The organism is Mycolicibacter senuensis (assembly GCF_003284925.1).
GTDB lineage: Bacteria > Actinomycetota > Actinomycetes > Mycobacteriales > Mycobacteriaceae > Mycobacterium > Mycobacterium algericum_A.
Genome location: NZ_QMEX01000035.1, coordinates 16,313 through 32,926 on the forward strand (window position 1 = coordinate 16,313; position 16,614 = coordinate 32,926).

Consider the following 16,614-nt stretch of genomic DNA (forward strand, 5'->3'; position numbering starts at 1 on the left):
CAATGGCAGATAATCCCCGCCCCCTCAACGTCGTCGGCGTGGGGGCCTCGGCCGGCGGCGTTGAGGCGCCGAAGAGTTTCACCGCCGGACTGCCGGCGACGCTGCCCGGTGCGATTCTGGTCGTGCTGCATATGCCGGCCGCAGCGCCCAGCGTGCTGTCCCGGATCGTGGATGGCCACAGCACCTTGCCGGCGATCAACGCGACCGAACCCGCCACGTCGGTATTGGGCAGCCGGCTGGCCGCCATCTATCACCGGCAGGAGGCGCGCCCTGCCTAGAAAGCCGAGTCAGCTCACGGTGTCCGCGGACACCGTGGCCGGGGTGTGTCTGCTGCGCGCCCTGGGCAGGCTGGACAGCAGCACCTATCTGGAGCTGCGCGACAGCGTGATCAAGGCGGCGATGGACGAACCGCAGGCGGTGATGATCGACGTCGATCGCCTGGACGTGCCGGCGCCCTCGGCTTGGTCGGTGTTCACCAGCGCCCGTTGGCACGTGAGTACCTGGCCCGACATCCCGATCCTGCTGGTCTGCGCCCACCCGGAGGTCGCCGAGAAGATTTCGCGGATCGGCGTGACCCGCTACGTGCCGGTGCATGCCGACGTCGAGAGCGCGCTGGCCTCACTCGTTGATGCCAGGCACCCGCGCCGCCGGGTGCGCATCGAGCTGCCGCGTCGGCTGAGCAGCCTGCGCGGCGCCCGCGACTTCGTGACCGAGTGGCTGACCAACTGGTCGCAGGACCGGCTGGTCCCGACCGCCAAGGTGATCGTCGATGTGCTGGTGGAGAACGTGCTTCGCCATACCGAAAGCACACCGGTGATCCTGCTGGAAACCGCCGGCTCCACCGTCACCATCGCCGTCCAGGACGCCGACGGCTCGCCGGCGATGCGCCACGAAGCCGCCGCCGGTGGCGCCGACCGGACCTCCGGGCTGGCCGTGGTCGGTGCGCTGTGCCGCGCCTGGGGCAGCAGCCCCACCCCCAGCGGCAAAACGGTGTGGGCTGTGCTCGGCCCGCAGAATCGGCTGTAGCTGTACCCGGCCTCGCGGTGTCCCGCGAGTAGCGTCTGCGAGCGCTGGACGTCCTGCAGGCCAGCTCCGAAGAGTCTCGGCACTGTTCAACACCATCCTGATCAACCTCGGCCGGTACGTCGGTCACAAGGACCTGCGACGCGGGGTGATCTTCGGCCACAACGACCTGGTCAAAGACGCTCCGATCTCGCGGGTGGACCTGCTGGTGTACCGCAGCACCTTGATGTACATGAACGCCGAGACGCAGCGCAACAAGTAGGGCCGCTTAGATTTCGCGCTCTCCGAGCCGGGCACACCGTCGGGCAGGGCGGCTGGGCCATTCATACGTTGACGCCGCCGCCTTGCGGAAGACACGGTGCCGCAGGCTCATCGGCGTGTGGCCGAGGAACAGTCCCGGCGCCTTGTCCACCGACGACCTGTTGCGCCACCTCGGCAAGCGGGGTGTTCAGGTTCTGCGACAGCCGTTTGAGCAGCTCGAAGGCGCGCACCGCATCGATGTCGAACCGCTCCATGAGCATCCCCTTGGCCTGCCCGATGACGTCGCGGGAGGCCAGCGCGCTGCGAAACTGCTCATCGCGGCGCACCATGTGCCAGGCCAGCGCGGCGTGGGTGGCCAAGGTCAGCCCGAGTTCCACCGCCTCGTCGTCGAAGGCGTTCGGGCTCTCGGCCAGGAAGTTCAAGGATCCGGTGCTTCCCCGACCGGTGAACAATTCGAACGCCAGGATGGACCGGATCGGCGTCGTTTCGGCGACCTCCCGGCAATACGACGGCCAGCGCTCCTCGCGCAAGATATCGTCCAGCCGAACGACATGGTGTTTGAAGGCCGCGGCCAGGCACGGCCCCTGCCGCCGACGGCGCTGAATGTCGTCGAGCATGGCCGGGTAACGGCTGGTCGCGAACAGCGTCTGCACATCGCCGCCCGACGTCGCGACCGTGACACCGGCGTGCTGGGCATAGGGCAGGTGGCCGAGCAGGCTGGTGATCAGCTCGTCGACCACACCGTCGGCATCGACCCGGAAACGCTCGTCCAACGTGCGCACCAGGTTGGCCACATCGCGCATCATGTCGCTGCGGTCAGCCACCGCCATGCCGTTGCTCCATCCGCCAACACCGTCCGAGGCGCCGCCCAATGCAGCCAATATTCCTCCGATCCGTCGCCGGCGGCAACAGCGTCGGGGGTCAGTCCTGCCCCGACGCCCGCGCCGCGGTGCGGACCGGCGCGGGCACCGGCAGCAGCCGGTCATAGACCCGCAACGTGTCGGTCGCGACGCGCTCCCAGGAGTACCTCGAGCGGGCCCGCTCCCGGCCGGCGGTGCCGAACGCCGCCGCGGCGCGCCGGTCCCGCAGGATCGCGGTCACCGCGTTCGCACAGGCGCGGGGGTCTTTCGGCGGGATCAGCAGGCCCGTCAGGTCGTGGACGACGGTGTCGAGCATGCCGCCCACCGCCGACGCCACCACCGGCACCCCGCACGCCATCGCCTCCAGCGGCACGATGCCGAACGGTTCGTACCACGGGGTGCACGTCACCACGTCCGCCGACCGCAACAGCGCCGGCATATCGTCGCGGGCGACCGAGCCGTACAGCGAGACCCGGTCCGCCACACCGAGATCGGTGGCCAGCTTCCGCAGCCGGCAGGCCTCCGGGACGGTGTCGAGTTCGGCCCGTTCGGGTCCGCCGACGATCACCAGTTCCGCTACCGGGACGGTGGTCAGCGCCTCGATCACCGTGTCGAATCCCTTGCGGGGCACGAACCTTCCGACCGCGAGAATGCGGCGCCGACCCGATCGGGGGGCGGTCGGGCCGTGCGGCGTGAACCGGTCCACGTCCACACCGCAGGGCACCACCGAGATCCGCAACCGGTCCCGGCCGAGCCGCATCAACTCGAACACCTCGTCGCTGCAACCCGCCGTCACCCAGGTCGCCTCCTGCGCGACCCGGGTCTCCAGCCGCAGCCGTTCGGCGGGACTGGTGTCGCGGTGCCCCTGGTGGCGTTGCTTGACCACGCCCAGCGCATGGAACGTCTGGACGGCCGGCACCCGGCGGCGTTTGGCGGCCAGTTGCGTGGCGATCCCCGACATCCAGAAGTGCGCGTGCGCGATGTCGGGCCGTGCGCGGTCCCACTGCTGATCCAGGTAACGCCCGAACGTCCCCATGTACTGCAGCAGTTCGTCTTTGGGCACATACCGCGCCGGTCCTGCCGGCACGTGCACCACCGTGTAGCCCTGTTCGGTGTCGATTCGGTCGGGCAGGTCGGGGTCGTCGCGGCGGGTGTAGACCTCGACGTCGTGCCCGCGGCGGGCCAGCGCCGCCGACAACTCGGCGACGTGGACGTTCTGGCCGCCGGCGTCGGCTCCGCCGAGCGCGGCGAGCGGGCTGGCATGTTCGGAAACCATTGCGATCCTCATCGCGATCCTCCCCTGGTGGTCACGGCCCCGCCGTGCACTGCGTTTCGATGACCCGATCCCACTCCCGCAGGAATCTCTCGAGCCCGAAATGGTCCCGCGCATAGTCGCGGGCCGCCTTGCCGACCACCTCGGCCAGGTAGCGGTCGGCGACCAGCCCGCGCAGCGCCGTCCGCAAGGTGTCGACGTCGGCGCTGACGACGCCTGCCTCGGGGGGAACCACCAGCGGTGCCATGGTCGACGCCACCGCCACCACCGGCATGCCCAGGAACATGGCCTCCAGCAGCGACAATCCCAGCGACGTCCAGCGCGCGGTGTGCAGGTAGACGCGCCGATGCGCCAGTTCCTTCATCAGCGGAGCGGTTCGCAGGTCGCCGCGGCCGGTGACACCGGCGCAGCGATGAGCCGGCTCGTTGAGCTCTTCGGTGCCGATCCCCCAGACGTCGACCGGGGCGGACTGCCCGAAGGCGCCCAGCAGGTCGGCGCCCACCGTGCGCCACCGTCGCACCGGTTCGTTGATCATCGTGCCCGCCGCGGCGATGTCGCCGGTATACAGGTGGCCCGGATCGGCGATCCCGTGGTCGATGACCATGGTCGGGGCGCGGCCGTTGTCCCACATCAGCCGGTTGAAGTCGGTGACGTGGATCAGCGGGATGTTGCCGCGGTCGGCGATCGGATGCGGGCTCTCCACCACGAACGGCCGCGGCGTGTTGTGCTCGACGTAGACCGCGGGAACCTCGATACCGGGCCGGCGGCCCAGCAGCCGAGCAACCAACTCCAGCTCGTGCGGGCGCTGCAACACCACCAGGTCGACGTCCTGGTCGCGCAACTCGCCCAGCGGTATCTCCACGGCCCGCGGCCAGTCGCGCCCACACAGCCCGCGGCCGTCGGGGCCGTGCGGAACGTCGACCGGAATGAGATAGCGGTGCCGCCCGGCGACGAAGGAGTCCATCCAGGAGCCGTGCACGTGCCAGACGAGCACCGAACGCCGGGTGGTCAGCGGAAACGCCATAACCGCTTGTTACCCGCCGGCTCTGGCGCTAAACGTCGAAACGGTCCTCGAAGCGGTTTGCTGCAACGCAATTTGTTACCGGGTGTTCATCGCAGCAGCGTTACCGATCCGTTGCATAGCGGAGGACAGTGGCGTAGGTTCATGGACAGGTTGAGTTCACAGCCACCCGGAAGACGCGTCAAGCACGCAGACCAGGGAGGCTACTCCCTGTTCCCCAGCTCGTCCGTGAAGGTGTAACTCGCATCGACGCGATCCCACAGTACGAGTTTCGACTGATGGAGTGATCTAATGTCCGCTCTCAAAGAGGCTGAGCCGGTGTTCCCGGCACCTCGAATAAATTCCGTTCCGACGTCCGACACCTGGCAGAGCCACACCGCCCGCGCCGTCACCCGCTGGGGGCGGGCCGGCGCGGTGATCAGCGTGAACGGTGAGCTCGACGCCGCGAACGCCGGCGAACTCGCTGAGCACGTGCACCACTGCGCAACGTCGTGCCAATGGCTGGTCCTCGACCTCAGTGATGTGGAATTCATTGGCACCGCGGGCTTTTCAGCACTGCGAGAGATCGTCGACAGGTGCACTGACACCCTGACCTATTGCACGACGGTGCCGGGGCCGGCGGTCTCCCGGCTGCTGCGAATCTGCGACCCTGACAACACGCTGCCGACGACGTCGTCGGTGGCCGAGGCGCTTGCCGCCGTACCGGGGCTGCGCCGGGTCCACTAACCGTCTCGGCCCTCGACCAGCTCGCGGGCCTGCGCTTCGCTCTCGACCGCGGGCCCCGAGCCGGGCAGTCGCCTGCCCGCAACCTCCGGGGTGAAGACCAGCGCCATCGCGCCGATCACACCGGCCGCGATCAGCAGGTAGGCCGGGGCCAGCGGATTGCCGGTACGCGACACCAGGGCCTCGGCAGCCAGCGGGGTGGTGCCGCCGAACGCCGATACCGACAGGTTGAAGCCGATGGCCAGCGCCCCGTAGCGCACCCGGGTCGGGAACAGCGCCGGCAGGGTCGCCGGCAGGGTGGCGTCGAAGCACAGCAGCATCGCCCCGATCAGGGCAACCCCGGCGAAGGCCACCAGGTAGTTGGCGGCGGAGCTGATGAGCATGAACGCCGGGACCGACAGCGCCACCAGCATGATGGCTCCCGACCAGAGCACCGGCTTGACGCCGATGTGGTCGGACAATCGCGCCATCGGCACGACGGTGCCCATCATCGCCAGCAGTGTCAGCACGATCAGCAGCAGCCCGCCGGGGTACGGGATCCGAGCTGAGGTCTGCAGGTAGCTGGGCAGGTACCCGGTGAGCAGGTAATCGGTCACGTTGTAGGTCAGCACCAGGGCGACGCACAGCGCCACCGGCCGCCACTGTCTGGCGGTACGGCGCAGCTGGGCCGCGGCCGAGTCGTCGTCACCGGAGCCATCGCCCCGGCCGCCGCCGGACTGCCGGAATGCCGGTGATTCGTCCAGGCGCAGCCGCAGATACAGCGCGACCAACCCCAGTGGAGCGCTGAGCAGCAACGGGATTCGCCATCCCCAGCTGAGCATCGCCTCATCGGAGAGCCAGGTCTGCAGCCCGGTCACCAGCGCACCGGCGACGACGTAACCGGCCTGCGAACTCATCGGCAGGAATCCGGCCATCATGCCCCGCTTGCTGTCGGGGGCGTGTTCGCCGACATAGACCATCGCGCCGACGTACTCACCGCCCGCCGAGAAGCCCTGCACCATCCGGGTCGCTATGAGCAGGATGGGCGCCGCGACACCGATGGCGCGATAGCCGGGCAGCAGGCCGGTGGCGGCGGTGCCGAGCGTCATCAGCACCAAGGTGGTGACCAGCACCCGTTTGCGTCCGATCCGGTCGCCGAGCGGGCCGAAGACCAACCCGCCCAGCGGGCGCATCGCGAACGCCGCGGCCAGCGTCGCAAACGCGCCGATCAGGCTGCCGGCACCCGGATAGAACACCCGCGCGATCGTGGTGGCGAGGTAGCCGTAGACCCCGAAGTCGTACCACTCCATGAAGTTGCCGATGGCGGTACCCCGGATGGAGCGCCGAACATCCGCCGGATCGGCGACCCGGATCTGGTCGCGCCGCCAGCGCCGGCGACGGCGACTACGGCCGGGCAGTGTCTACCAGCCGGCTCTGCAGCCGGTGAGCGGCGAAGTCGGCGCCCTGTTCGACCATCGTCGCGTCGTCACCGGCGTAGCTGTCGTGAGCGGCGAAACTCAGCCCCTCCGAGCAGACCGCGTCCTCCGGAGCGCAGACCTGCAAGGTCTTGGCCTGGTACGACGGCCCGATCGCAATCGTGGGTTCTTTGAGGAACTTCATCGCCCGCTCGTTGGGCATCGCGAAGAGCACGACCGCGGCGACGTGTTCGGCGATATCGGGCTCCAGCGGTTTGGGCACCGTCACCGGGTCGACGCCGTCGGGCACCTGCGCCGAGGTGACGAAGCCCATCACCGCGGCGCCCTGCGAATAGCCACCGAGCACCATCTTGGTGCGGGGACAAGAAGTTGCCCGCGAGACCACGTGCGCACTCGCGTCCCGAATGCCGTCGACACCGGTGTCCCACTGGTCGGTGGCCGGGTAGTCGACCGCGTAGACCGACAGCGGGTTCGGTGCCAGCCGCGCGCTCAGCGCGCTGGCAAACGCCTGCCCGGTCGGTCCGACACCGGGCGGCTCACCGGTTCCGCGCGCGAACACCAGCTCGGTATCGGGACACGGCTGGGCGCTCGCGGCGGGAACGCCGGGGGTGAAAAGGATTGCGGCACCGGCAGCGAATACTGCCGTCACCAGCGGGCCGATGCGATAACGGAAGCCAAGCGCAGACATGTCGGTGTAGGTGCCCGCCGCGGCTCGGGCTCAAACCGCGAATCCCAATTTTTTCTTTCGGACCGCACTCTGGACAACGGCTTCCCACTTTGTTAAGACAAGAAGGTTCGGTGTCTGTCTTCAGACTGTAGGGCAACCATCCGCGGTGTCTCATGAAGCCGAGCGATGAAAAATCCAAAGCCTCACGGGCCCTGTGTCGATCCCTCCCCTCTCGCGCACCCGGCCGGCCGGCCTTGGCTCGGATGTGCGCGAAAGGGGAGAAACAAATGTGGAACAACACAACGTGTCGGCGCAAGGTCACCCACGCTGCCGCGGCGGCGGCGTTGCTGCCGGGACTGATCGGCCTGGGAGCGGCGGCGCCGGCCGGCGCCGCCGCTCCGGAATTCCTGTCGGTGCCATCGCCGAGCATGGGCCACAACATCACCGTCGAATTCCAGGGCGGCGGCGCGCCGGCCGTCTACCTGCTCGACGGCCTGCGGGCCCGCGATGACCGCAGCGGCTGGGACATCGAAACGCCGGCCTTCAACGAGTACAGCGGGTCCGGGATCTCGGTGGTGGCGCCGGTCGGCGGACGTTCCAGCTTCTACACCGACTGGTACGGGTCGGCCAATGGCCAGACCTACAAGTGGGAGACATTTCTGACCAGTGAGCTGCCGAGCTTCCTCGCCGGGCGGGGCGTGCGCTCGACCCGCAACGCGGTGGTGGGCGTGTCGATGTCGGGATCGTCGGCGCTGATCCTGGCGGCCTACCATCCGCAGCAATTCGCTTACGCCGCCTCGCTTTCGGCGCTGCTGACCCCGTCCAGCGGCAACGGCCCGATGCTGATCGGCATGGCGATGAACGACGAGGGCGGCTTCAACCCGCAGGACATGTGGGGACCCAACGGCAGCGCGGGCTGGCAGCGCAACGATCCAACCGTCCAGGCCGGACGACTGGCAGGCGCCCAACACCCGGCTGTGGATCTACAGCGGCAACGGCAACCCGTCGGAGATCGGTGAAGGCAGCCTGCCGGGTCAGGTGATCGAGCAGGTGGTCATGCAGAGCAACAACGCCTTTCGCGACGCCTACACCGCCGCGGGCGGTCACAACGCGACCTTCAACCTCGACACCAACGGGGTCCACAGCTGGGGTTACTGGAACGCCCAGCTGGTCGCGATGAAGCCGGACATGCAGCGCACGTTGGGGGCCGGCGGCCAGGTCTGATACTCAGGACGGCCCGGCCCGCCACGGCGATCAGTACCAGTAACGCCTGCCGCCGACGGGCCGGCCGACCGCTCCCAGCACCCAGAACACCACGCCGATCACCAGCAGGACGATCCCGATCGCCCACAGCACGTAGACGTCGAACACCAGCCCGAGGATCAGCAGCAGCAGACCGAGTCCGATCATGAGCCGTACCCCAGGATCGCGTCGCGCGCCCGGTCCACCATCGAGGCGAACGGCCCCACGAACGCATTGGCCGACGCGCTCTCGACTCCGGGGTGCGGCCTGGTCGGCGCGATCGCCTCGGCGAGCTTGACCGCCCGCTCCAGCAGCTGCAGTTCGATGTCCCCGAGTTCTGCACGCAGCCCGGCGAACTCGTCACGCTCTTCGTGGCCGGCATGCTCGATGACGTCGTCGCGCAGTTCCCGCAGCTTCTCGGTGAAGAACTCCGAATCGACGTCGACGTTCTCCAGCTCGCTCAGCGCCGTCTTGGCCTGCTTCTCCTCGGCCCGCCGCGCCTCGACCATCTCGCGGCCGTTGTCGAGTTCGTGGGCGGCCCGCGGGTGCACGATCTCCTCCTCGGCGGTCTCGTGCACGGCCAGCAGCCGTCGCAGCCGGACGAAGGACTCGTCGCGTTCGGCCCCGGCGGCACGCAATGTCTCGTCGAAGAGCGTCCTGATCCGTTCGTGCTGGCCGGTCAGGAGATCGACCACGTCGACCGGGGTGTGCAGGGATGTCTGGGTCATGGCTACCGACTACCCCGGCTCGGAAATGGTGAAACCCTCAGCCGGCCACCACCCGGATGTGCTCGAGGGAGGGGTCGGCGGCGTCGGGCAACGCCATTCCGGCCGCCAGACCGGATCGCAGGTAGTCGATGACGGCGGTGTCCAGGCGTTCGCCGGGCACCACGGCCGGCGGCCTGCGCTGCGGCGACCATCTCGGTTGGGCCGAAGAACGCGTCGCGCGGCAGCACCACGCTCTCCAGTTGCATCTCCTCGGGAGAGGGCAACCGGACTGGCGCCGGCAACTCGAAAGATGTTGCGGCGGCACGCCACCCGCTCAACGCATTCAGCAGCCGGTCGGCGCTGCTGCGGTCTTCGGCAACCGACATGGTGGCCAGGATGCGACGGTGGTCGACCAATCCCACGTCCAGGCAGCGCTGCTCGCGCGGCCAATCCCTGGCCTGGTACCCCGACGTGCCGGTCGCCCCGACGTCCACCAGTACCTGCATCCGGTCCAGGTCGTGGGAGGCCTCCGCACCCAGCAGCACATCGCGTCCGGTGGGCTGTTGCTGCCGCGCGACAGCCACAAATCCATCGCATATTGACCGCCAGCGGCTCACCGCCTGCGCCACCTGTTGATGACCACCAGCCCGAGCGTGCGCTCGACGGCTGGCGGCGCCAGATGGTGCAACACGGACACGAGATGCTGGATGTGCTGGGGGATAACCCGTTCCGTGCCGACGTGCTGGCGCGCGGCGGGTTGGACGACTGGGAGGCGCGCGGCGAGGTGCTGACCGACGCCGAGCAGCTGATGGCCGACGCGGTCGGCGCCGAGGTGGCGTTCTTCTCCACCTGTGGCAGTTCGCTTTCCGTTCGCGCGGCCATGATGGCGGTGGCGGGCGGCTCGCGTCGAGCACCTCGACGTCGGGCAGTTCGGATGCCGCACTCGCATTGGCGCGCGAGGTGCGTTCGGCTATCAACGCAGCCGACGGTGTGGGCGGCGACGTAGTCGTGGTCCACCCAGTGGTTCGCGATCACTTCGTGCATACGACGAGCTGGCTCGACCACGACGTCTTCCAGCTGTGCGCCGATCTCGCGGAGTGGTCCGATGATCATGTTCGCCGGCTCGCGCGGGCGGGCCGGGACCAGGGACTGGGGCTGGCCGAGTCGCCGGCTCGGATCGGGCGGCTGCTGTCGTGGTTACGCCAGTCGGCCAGCGTGGTGTTCGGCCGGCGGCCCGAGCCGGGGCTGCTGCTGCTGGCCGATCTGCGCAGCCTGCATCTGCATTCCGCGGCGGTGTCGGTGGATTGGGTGCTGCTCGCCCAAGGCGCCCAGGCCGCCCGCGACAGCGCGCTGCTCGAGCTCGCCTCGCAGTGCCATCCCGAGACGCTGCGACAGCTGAACTGGACCACCACCATGCTCAAAGAGCTGGCGCCGCAAGCCCTGCTCTGCTAGCGGCTGCTAGCGCCGGAAGGCGATCACCAGCGCCAGCAGGTCGAGGCCCAACAGCACCCAGCCGGTCAGCGGGACCAGGAATCCGCGCCGCCGCCCCGCCGTCCAGAACGAGATCAGGATGGTCAGCGCGGCAATGACCGGCGCGCCGTAATAGAGGATGCCGAACACCACGCCGCTCGGCCCCAGGTCGGGGCACTCGGTGGTGCTGCAGGCGGCGGTGCTCATCACCGCCCCCGTCGCGAACACCATCACCAGGGCGGCCCCGGCAGCGGTCAACAGCGCCGTCACCCAGTTGACCCAGAGCCGAGCCCGATGGTTGTCGGTCTGCACCGGTACCGGCATCGGTTCTCCGGTCACAGCGCCACTTTCCGCGATTCCAGCTCGGTGACCAGCGCCTCGCAGAAGGCCGGCAGGTCGTCGGGCTTGCGGCTCGACAGCAGGATCGACGGGCCGGCGTCGCAGCGCACCAACTGTTCGTCCACCCACTGGCCGCCGGCGTTGACGATGTCGGTGCGCAGGCTCGGCCACGACGTGAGTCGCCGCCCGGCCACCACACCGGCCTCCACCAGGGTCCACGGGCCGTGGCAGATGACGGCGACCGGCTTGCCGGCATCGAAGAACTCCCGCACGAACGCGACCGCCCGATGGTCGGTGCGCAACTGGTCGGGGTTGGCCACCCCGCCGGGCAGCACCAGCGCATCGAAGTCATCCGCGGAGACATCGTCGACCACCCGGTCCACGTCGAATTCGTCGGCGCGGTCCAGGTGGTTGAACGCCTGAACCGGCCCCGTGGTCGTCGACACCAGTACCGGGGATGCCCCGGCCTTGGCGACCGCGCGCCACGGCTCGGTCAACTCGATCTGCTCGACACCTTCGGGCGCCACCAGAAACGCGACGCGGCGCCCTTCTCGCGATCCGGACATCGACCTTCCCCTTCCCTGTCGGGCAGCTCATGTGCTGGACCTCCCATACCCGATGCCCCAGCCGCACAAACGAAGCGGTGTAGCCGGCGGGTGGCGGGGGTACCCCGCCGAGATGACATGGCGGGGATGGTGCGGCGCTGCGGCCGTCGGAATGCTCGTCTGCGCCGGCTGCTCGCTGCCGGGGCGGTCGCTGCAGAGCGCGCCCGAAATCGCCGCCGTACCGGTGCAGACCCCGCTGCGCGACCCGGTGTGGTCGTATCGGACCGGTTCGCTGATCGCGCTCACCGACGACGGGCGGCTGGCCGCGGTCGACAACCCCGACCAGCCCGGTGCGGCCACCACCCGGTTGTCGGCGCCGCTGGACGCCGGGCGCAACGTACAGATCAGCCGCGCCGACGACCGGACCGTGTTCGTGCCCCAGCCGGCGCGCAACCGGGTCGCGGCCGTCAGGCTGGCCGGCCTGCAGCAGACCGGCGACATCGACGCCGGCCCGTCCCCGGCCTACCTGTCGGAGAATTCGGGCATGCGGGTGCTGCTGGCGCTGTCCGCCGACGGAGCGACGGTGACCCCGGTCGAGGAGCACGGGCTGCGCAAACTGCCCGCCGCCCGGGTGGCCGCCGGCGCCACCGGCGTCGTCGACGGCGCCAACCGCGGGCGCGCCATCGAGTTCCACGTCTACGGACCGCACGGCATCTCCTACTACAAGGGGACCTCGTCGCCGCCCGAGCGCCGCGGCCACTACCCCACCGCCGTCATGGCGGCCGCCGGGGACGGCACCGCGGCGAGCCGGGTCTATCTCGCCGACAGCCGTGGCAACACGCTCTACGCCGTTGAATCCGCCCGCGGCGGACACGGTTTACAGGAGATCGGCCGCGCGACGGTTTCCTCGCCGATCCGCTATCTGGGTTCCGACGACAACCGGGTGTATGCCGCCACCGACACCGCCGTGGCGGTGTTCGAGTCGGCGCCGTTCACCGGATATCCACACGGCAGCATCCCCTTGCTGCGTGTCATCGACTACCGGGCCGGTCTACCGTCCGGGCCGGCCCGGTCCGCACCTCTGTCCGGCATGGCGATCGGGCCCGACCGCGTGTATCTGACCCTGCGGGGTCAGCCGGTCGTGGCCAGTGTCGCCAAGCCCCGGCTGTGACGACGGGAGGCCCAATTGAGCTCGATCGAGCGGATCCGCATCGACGACGATGTCGCGGTGCTCACCGAGCAGGTGCGCGCATTGCGGGAACTGGGGCAACGCGCACAGGTGCACGACTGGCACATCTACGACCTGAGTATTCGGTGGGGCACCGCGCTGGCCGGGCGGCTGCGCCGGCTGGCGTACTACCACGACCGCGGCCTGCTCGACGACGACGCCGAGCGCCGTGTCGCGGCGGTGTGCGACGAGTTGCGCAGCGTAGCCGACCTGGTGGAGCGGTTCGATCTCGCCCGCCCGGACCTGCCCGCCTGACTGACGCGGACCTGCCCCCTGATTGACACTGCGTCCAGGGCGACGAAGTGCGAGTGCACCGCGCCCTCGCTTCAGCGTCAACGGGTAGTCGATGGCTAGTCGAGGAATTCCCTGTGCCGCAACCGGATCGCGGTCCGCGGCTGCGGACAGGACGGGTCGCGGCAGATCAGTGCGACCAGGTAGGCGTCGTTGTCCTCGTCGAGGAACAGAAACCCCAGGTACAGCGCCTGACCCACCTCGAACTCGGTGCCACCGCAGGCCGCGCAGTGCCCGCCGCGCACCCGCACCAGATCCGCCACCCGTTGCCGGGCCACGGCTTCCATGTCGATCAACTCGGGGCGGGCGGCGGTGTCGGTGGCCACGGCTAAATCTCCCCGTCCATGCTGTAGTAGACGTTGTCCTCACGCCATCCGCCGCGCCCCTTCCCGATGTGGGCATAGTCGTCGACGAACTCGATCTGGTTGATCCACTTGGCCATCTTGAACCCCACCTGCGTCTCGGCGCGCAGCCGCAGCGGCGCACCGTGTTTGATCGGCAGCGGCCGCCCGTTCATCGCATACGCCAGCAGCATCTGCGGCTTGTGCGCCAGCTGCAGGTCGAACACCTCGTAGAACTGCCCGCCGCCATGCGCGCTGGGCTCGTCGGTGCTGTTGTCCTGCATGGTCATAAAGCAGATGTAGCGAGCCTGCGGCAACGGTCGCACCAGGTCCACCAGCGCGCCCAGCGGCACCCCGGTCCATTCGCCGATAGATGACCAGCCCTGCACGCAGTTGTGCAGCACCCGCTGAGTCTGCGGTGCTGCCAGGGCGCGCAGCCCGGCCAGATCCAGCGTCGCCGGCTGCTCCACCAGCCCACCGACCCGCAGCCGCCAATCGACGAAGTTGTGCACCGCCATCACCTTGTAGTTCTCGGCGGTCGGCGGTTTGCCGTTGACCCGGTGCTCGACGGAGAGCATCCGCTCCGGGTAGTCCTGCCGAGAGTCCAGCCGGCGCAACAGGCCCCGGCGCGGCACCGCGATCACCGCGCCGAGCACCCGGCGCACCGAGGCCGGGCTGCGCAGACTCCACAGCGTCGCCGCGACATGCACGGCCACGATCGCCGCGACGATCAGCAGTGACAGCCCGGTCGCCCAGTACGTGTTGCGGACCGACCCGAATATCATCAACGCGCTGAGCCGGCCCCACCCCCAGCAGAACAACATCGTCAGGTGGATCACGATGAACACCCCGAACGCCGCCAGGCCCAGGAAATGCAGGCTGCGGGCGCCCTGCCGCCCGCCGAACAGCCTGACGTAGCGGGGGAAGCGCGCCTCGATCGCCGGTGACTGCGCCGCGCCGGTGAGGATCTGGAACGGCGCCAGCAAAAAGATCACCGCGGCGTAGGTGAGCTTCTGGATGGCGTCCAGCGGCTCGCCGGGCAGCAGCGGCGGCAGGTTGAAACTGAGATAGGTGACGATGTCGTTCCACGCGTCGGCGAAGATCGACCAGGAGTAGGGCCAGTAGCGGTGCCACTGTCCGGTCGCGAAAAGCAGGATGTAGTACGACAGTCCGACCAGAATCCAGCCGATGACCGCGAAGAAGTGCCAGTGCCGCCCCATGCCCAGTTGGGCGTGTCCGGGCAGCGCGATCACCGGGTGGTAGTCCTCCTCCTCGTCCAAGGTGTCGTAGAGCTTGTCGGTGGGCATGACCTTGCGGGTGAACCGGGCCCACTCTGTCCCGGGTGCGCTGTCGTCGTGCCGGTACAGCTTCGGGTGGGTGGACAAGATCTCGATGCCGCTGCGTATCAGCAGCGTCAGGAACAGCACGTTGAGCCAGTGCTCGACGCGCAGCCACGCCGGGAAGTCGAGCATCAGTCGTACCAGGCCCTTCCCTGCCCGAAGGCGATGTTGACCCCGGACAGCACCGACAGGTGCAACGCGAGGAAACCGCCCGCGCAGGCCAGCGCCAGGCTGCCGGGCGCCAGATCCCACCGCCCGGTCACCGTCGGCAGATCGGGCAGGCCGACAAATCGGCTGACCAGGTAGCCGATCACGAATGCGCCGCAGATGACGCTGCCGGCCAGCCACCCCAACGCCGGCACGATGTCATCGACGTCGATCCAGGTGATGGCTGCGGCAACGAGGCAGCCGACGATCATCGCGACGCAGTACACCGCGAAATATCGGGGCGGACTCACCGACGTCGCCCACACGTAGCCGTGGCTGCCCGCCAGTCCCAGCAGCGCGAGGTCGGCGGCCAGCGTCACCACCCGGGGCAGGTTGAACGCGATACCGCACATGAACTCACTCCTGCGTGATCTGCTGCGCCTTCGCGTAGGCCAATTGCAGGAAATCCGCCCCGGCCAGCGCGGTGAACGTACCGGCGACCAGCCGTGTCAACCGCGGCGCGAACACCAACCCGGTAACGAACGCGGTGACCGCCCACATGTCCAGGCAGAACGGGCAGGTCAACAACTCGCCCAGGCTGTGGCGCAGCTGGCCGGAGTGGCGGGTATCCTCCATCACCTCGGCGGGGCCCCCGGTACCCGCATAATGGACGAACGGCGCCCGCAGCGGGCTGGTCACCGCGTCCTTGGTGAGCGTGCGGGACAGTTTGTGAGCGCCCAGGGTCACCGTCAGCAGGTCGCCGGCCGCCCACTGCTGCGGCAGCCGGCGGCCGGTGGCCGCGGCGGCCACGGTTACCGCCGCGACCAACCCGCCGTACACCAGCAACACCACCGCGTATCCCCCCAGCGGCCGCGGGTCGTCGCCGCGGTAGGCGTCGGCTTCCCGTTTAGCCGCGTCGGCGATGGCGTTACCAGCTCCGGTCGATCGAGCCATCACTCTCAGTACTTGTCGCAGGTCTTGGCGATGGGGCCGACCAGGTTGACGAACTGCGCCGCCTCGGGCACTCCCTGGGCCTGCTGCAGCATCTGCTCGCGCTTCGGCGGGGGCGAGGCGAGGAAGTCCTGCAAGAAGGTCTGCGCCATCGGTGTGGCATTGAATTGTGCTGCGGTCTCCGGTGATTGGGCGTTCATCGCCGCCACCACCTGTGAGTAGCTGCAGGTGGTGCTGACCGCCGGATCCTGCGCCGGCTCCGCGGCAGCAACGCCCGCGGCGGACAGTGCCAGCGCCACGCCGCCGCCGGCGGCGGCGAGCCTGGTCAAAGACGTTGTGATCATTGATTTATCCCCTTCGGCTAAGGTCCCCGTCGGTGACGGTACCGACCTAGGCTTGCCGTTTTGAGCCGAGCTAAACCACGGTTTGCCGACAAGGCGCTGTGGGTATCGTTGGAAGTGCTGTGATTAGTCGGGTACTCGCCGCGGCCTGCCTGTCGGGTGCCGTGCTGCCGTGCTGGCCCGCCGGGGAGGCGGCCGCGTTCGGCTGCCCAGAAGTCGAAGTGGTGTTCGCCCGCGGCACCGCCGAACCGCCCGGCGTCGGATGGATGGGACAACAGTTCATCGATGCGCTGCGGTGGCGGCTCGGCGGCCGTTCGGTGGGTGTCCATCCGGTCGACTTTCCCGCCGTGCCCGAATTCGGCCCGACCGTCGCCGGGGTGGCCGACGCCGCCGGCCACATCACCGACATGGCGGCGGGCTGCCCGGACA

General features: G+C 69.0%; 21 protein-coding genes and 4 pseudogenes. 10 read left to right on the top strand and 15 right to left on the bottom strand.

Annotated features, from left to right (window positions below):
• Positions 1-2: 2 nt before the first annotated feature.
• The 3 genes and pseudogenes from DQP56_RS10895 to DQP56_RS25805 form a co-directional block, all read left to right on the top strand.
• A complete protein-coding gene (locus tag DQP56_RS10895) occupies positions 3-278 on the top strand; it encodes a chemotaxis protein CheB (protein WP_112685295.1) in 276 nt (91 codons plus the stop codon).
• Complete coding sequence (locus DQP56_RS10900) at positions 271-1,026, top strand: STAS domain-containing protein (RefSeq protein WP_435673849.1); 756 nt, start codon at positions 271-273, stop codon at positions 1,024-1,026. The genes DQP56_RS10895 and DQP56_RS10900 overlap by 8 nt, the downstream gene beginning before the upstream one ends.
• Before the next feature lie 4 nt (positions 1,027-1,030).
• Positions 1,031-1,282, top strand: a pseudogene (locus DQP56_RS25805) (CheR family methyltransferase); the annotation flags it as partial.
• A gap of 64 nt (positions 1,283-1,346) precedes the next feature.
• Here DQP56_RS25805 and DQP56_RS10910 read toward each other — a convergent pair.
• The 3 genes from DQP56_RS10910 to DQP56_RS10920 all read right to left on the bottom strand — a co-directional run bounded on the left by DQP56_RS10910 (position 1,347) and on the right by DQP56_RS10920 (position 4,441).
• Complete coding sequence (locus DQP56_RS10910; RefSeq protein ID WP_112685299.1) at positions 1,347-2,114, bottom strand: GAF and ANTAR domain-containing protein; 768 nt, start codon at positions 2,112-2,114, stop codon at positions 1,347-1,349.
• 91 nt (positions 2,115-2,205) lie between these two features.
• Complete coding sequence (locus DQP56_RS10915) at positions 2,206-3,432, bottom strand: glycosyltransferase (RefSeq protein ID WP_112685301.1); 1,227 nt, start codon at positions 3,430-3,432, stop codon at positions 2,206-2,208.
• Positions 3,433-3,451: 19 nt separating this feature from the next.
• Positions 3,452-4,441, bottom strand: coding sequence for a glycosyltransferase (locus DQP56_RS10920; protein ID WP_112685303.1), 990 nt, complete (start codon positions 4,439-4,441; stop codon positions 3,452-3,454).
• 288 nt (positions 4,442-4,729) lie between these two features.
• On the opposite strand from DQP56_RS10920, the gene DQP56_RS10925 reads away from it, so the two are divergent.
• On the top strand, positions 4,730-5,164 hold the full coding sequence (locus tag DQP56_RS10925) for an STAS domain-containing protein (protein ID WP_112685305.1): 435 nt from the start codon (positions 4,730-4,732) through the stop codon (positions 5,162-5,164).
• Here DQP56_RS10925 and DQP56_RS10930 read toward each other — a convergent pair.
• Together DQP56_RS10930 and DQP56_RS10935 are read right to left on the bottom strand one after the other, a co-directional pair.
• Entirely contained in the window at positions 5,161-6,450 is a 1,290-nt protein-coding gene (locus tag DQP56_RS10930; protein ID WP_234825609.1) for an MFS transporter, read from the bottom strand. The genes DQP56_RS10925 and DQP56_RS10930 overlap by 4 nt on opposite strands.
• 94 nt (positions 6,451-6,544) lie before the next feature.
• Positions 6,545-7,264: a cutinase family protein gene (locus DQP56_RS10935; RefSeq protein ID WP_205868847.1), complete on the bottom strand. Its 720-nt coding sequence runs from the start codon at positions 7,262-7,264 to the stop codon at positions 6,545-6,547.
• A gap of 266 nt (positions 7,265-7,530) precedes the next feature.
• Here DQP56_RS10935 and DQP56_RS10940 point away from each other — a divergent pair.
• Positions 7,531-8,467: pseudogene (locus DQP56_RS10940) on the top strand (alpha/beta hydrolase).
• A 30-nt stretch (positions 8,468-8,497) separates the two neighbouring features.
• On the opposite strand, the gene DQP56_RS24710 reads toward DQP56_RS10940, so the two are convergent.
• From DQP56_RS24710 to DQP56_RS25245, 3 genes and pseudogenes are all read right to left on the bottom strand, one after another.
• Positions 8,498-8,653: a hypothetical protein gene (locus tag DQP56_RS24710; RefSeq protein WP_165824980.1), complete on the bottom strand. Its 156-nt coding sequence runs from the start codon at positions 8,651-8,653 to the stop codon at positions 8,498-8,500.
• Positions 8,650-9,213, bottom strand: coding sequence for a hemerythrin domain-containing protein (locus DQP56_RS10945; RefSeq protein WP_112685309.1), 564 nt, complete (start codon positions 9,211-9,213; stop codon positions 8,650-8,652). The genes DQP56_RS24710 and DQP56_RS10945 overlap by 4 nt, the downstream gene beginning before the upstream one ends.
• 37 nt (positions 9,214-9,250) lie before the next feature.
• Positions 9,251-9,734 (bottom strand): annotated as a pseudogene (locus DQP56_RS25245) (ornithine decarboxylase); the annotation flags it as partial.
• Positions 9,735-9,901: 167 nt separating this feature from the next.
• On the opposite strand from DQP56_RS25245, the pseudogene DQP56_RS10955 reads away from it, so the two are divergent.
• A pseudogene (locus DQP56_RS10955) lies at positions 9,902-10,093 on the top strand (ornithine decarboxylase); the annotation flags it as partial.
• 137 nt (positions 10,094-10,230) lie between these two features.
• A complete protein-coding gene (locus DQP56_RS10960) occupies positions 10,231-10,644 on the top strand; it encodes a hypothetical protein (protein WP_205868848.1) in 414 nt (137 codons plus the stop codon).
• Positions 10,645-10,650: 6 nt separating this feature from the next.
• Here the strand turns inward: DQP56_RS10960 and DQP56_RS10965 are convergent, their stop codons facing one another.
• Together DQP56_RS10965 and DQP56_RS10970 are read right to left on the bottom strand one after the other, a co-directional pair.
• Positions 10,651-11,001 (bottom strand): hypothetical protein, encoded by a 351-nt coding sequence (locus tag DQP56_RS10965; RefSeq protein ID WP_112685311.1) that lies wholly within the window; start codon positions 10,999-11,001, stop codon positions 10,651-10,653.
• Entirely contained in the window at positions 10,998-11,567 is a 570-nt protein-coding gene (locus tag DQP56_RS10970) for a type 1 glutamine amidotransferase domain-containing protein (protein ID WP_112685313.1), read from the bottom strand. The genes DQP56_RS10965 and DQP56_RS10970 overlap by 4 nt, the downstream gene beginning before the upstream one ends.
• 112 nt (positions 11,568-11,679) lie before the next feature.
• Between DQP56_RS10970 and DQP56_RS10975 the strand changes: the two genes are divergently transcribed.
• Together DQP56_RS10975 and DQP56_RS10980 are read left to right on the top strand one after the other, a co-directional pair.
• Complete coding sequence (locus DQP56_RS10975) at positions 11,680-12,717, top strand: hypothetical protein (RefSeq protein WP_112685315.1); 1,038 nt, start codon at positions 11,680-11,682, stop codon at positions 12,715-12,717.
• Between the two features lie 15 nt (positions 12,718-12,732).
• Positions 12,733-13,029 (top strand): hypothetical protein, encoded by a 297-nt coding sequence (locus tag DQP56_RS10980; RefSeq protein WP_013830020.1) that lies wholly within the window; start codon positions 12,733-12,735, stop codon positions 13,027-13,029.
• A gap of 95 nt (positions 13,030-13,124) precedes the next feature.
• Here the strand turns inward: DQP56_RS10980 and DQP56_RS10985 are convergent, their stop codons facing one another.
• From DQP56_RS10985 to DQP56_RS11005, 5 genes are read right to left on the bottom strand one after another with little or no spacing between them, the layout of a single operon-like run.
• Positions 13,125-13,352, bottom strand: coding sequence for a hypothetical protein (locus tag DQP56_RS10985; protein WP_112685335.1), 228 nt, complete (start codon positions 13,350-13,352; stop codon positions 13,125-13,127).
• Between the two features lie 41 nt (positions 13,353-13,393).
• On the bottom strand, positions 13,394-14,878 hold the full coding sequence (locus DQP56_RS10990; RefSeq protein WP_112685317.1) for a molybdopterin-dependent oxidoreductase: 1,485 nt from the start codon (positions 14,876-14,878) through the stop codon (positions 13,394-13,396).
• A complete protein-coding gene (locus DQP56_RS10995; RefSeq protein ID WP_112685319.1) occupies positions 14,878-15,306 on the bottom strand; it encodes an oxidoreductase in 429 nt (142 codons plus the stop codon). The genes DQP56_RS10990 and DQP56_RS10995 overlap by 1 nt, the downstream gene beginning before the upstream one ends.
• Positions 15,307-15,310: 4 nt before the next feature.
• Complete coding sequence (locus DQP56_RS11000) at positions 15,311-15,847, bottom strand: DUF1360 domain-containing protein (protein ID WP_112685337.1); 537 nt, start codon at positions 15,845-15,847, stop codon at positions 15,311-15,313.
• 5 nt (positions 15,848-15,852) lie between these two features.
• On the bottom strand, positions 15,853-16,185 hold the full coding sequence (locus tag DQP56_RS11005; RefSeq protein WP_234825612.1) for a hemophore-related protein: 333 nt from the start codon (positions 16,183-16,185) through the stop codon (positions 15,853-15,855).
• Positions 16,186-16,307: 122 nt separating this feature from the next.
• Between DQP56_RS11005 and DQP56_RS11010 the strand changes: the two genes are divergently transcribed.
• Positions 16,308-16,614, top strand: a 307-nt coding sequence (locus tag DQP56_RS11010; protein WP_114475771.1) for a cutinase family protein, incomplete at its 3' end; no start/stop codon positions are given.

What these genes read in the sequence shown, in the direction of transcription:
- DQP56_RS10895 (WP_112685295.1), top strand. Translation starts at nt 3, where the DNA reads ATGGCAGATAATCCCCGCCCCCTCAACGTCGTCGGCGTGGGGGCCTCG.
- DQP56_RS10910 (WP_112685299.1), bottom strand. Translation starts at nt 2,114, where the DNA reads ATGGCGGTGGCTGACCGCAGCGACATGATGCGCGATGTGGCCAACCTG.
- DQP56_RS10915 (WP_112685301.1), bottom strand. Translation starts at nt 3,432, where the DNA reads ATGAGGATCGCAATGGTTTCCGAACATGCCAGCCCGCTCGCCGCGCTC.
- DQP56_RS10920 (WP_112685303.1), bottom strand. Translation starts at nt 4,441, where the DNA reads ATGGCGTTTCCGCTGACCACCCGGCGTTCGGTGCTCGTCTGGCACGTG.
- DQP56_RS10925 (WP_112685305.1), top strand. Translation starts at nt 4,730, where the DNA reads ATGTCCGCTCTCAAAGAGGCTGAGCCGGTGTTCCCGGCACCTCGAATA.
- DQP56_RS10930 (WP_234825609.1), bottom strand. Translation starts at nt 6,450, where the DNA reads ATGGAGTGGTACGACTTCGGGGTCTACGGCTACCTCGCCACCACGATC.
- DQP56_RS10935 (WP_205868847.1), bottom strand. Translation starts at nt 7,264, where the DNA reads ATGTCTGCGCTTGGCTTCCGTTATCGCATCGGCCCGCTGGTGACGGCA.
- DQP56_RS24710 (WP_165824980.1), bottom strand. Translation starts at nt 8,653, where the DNA reads ATGATCGGACTCGGTCTGCTGCTGCTGATCCTCGGGCTGGTGTTCGAC.
- DQP56_RS10945 (WP_112685309.1), bottom strand. Translation starts at nt 9,213, where the DNA reads ATGACCCAGACATCCCTGCACACCCCGGTCGACGTGGTCGATCTCCTG.
- DQP56_RS10970 (WP_112685313.1), bottom strand. Translation starts at nt 11,567, where the DNA reads ATGTCCGGATCGCGAGAAGGGCGCCGCGTCGCGTTTCTGGTGGCGCCC.
- DQP56_RS10975 (WP_112685315.1), top strand. Translation starts at nt 11,680, where the DNA reads ATGACATGGCGGGGATGGTGCGGCGCTGCGGCCGTCGGAATGCTCGTC.
- DQP56_RS10985 (WP_112685335.1), bottom strand. Translation starts at nt 13,352, where the DNA reads ATGGAAGCCGTGGCCCGGCAACGGGTGGCGGATCTGGTGCGGGTGCGC.
- DQP56_RS10990 (WP_112685317.1), bottom strand. Translation starts at nt 14,878, where the DNA reads ATGCTCGACTTCCCGGCGTGGCTGCGCGTCGAGCACTGGCTCAACGTG.
- DQP56_RS10995 (WP_112685319.1), bottom strand. Translation starts at nt 15,306, where the DNA reads ATGTGCGGTATCGCGTTCAACCTGCCCCGGGTGGTGACGCTGGCCGCC.
- DQP56_RS11000 (WP_112685337.1), bottom strand. Translation starts at nt 15,847, where the DNA reads ATGGCTCGATCGACCGGAGCTGGTAACGCCATCGCCGACGCGGCTAAA.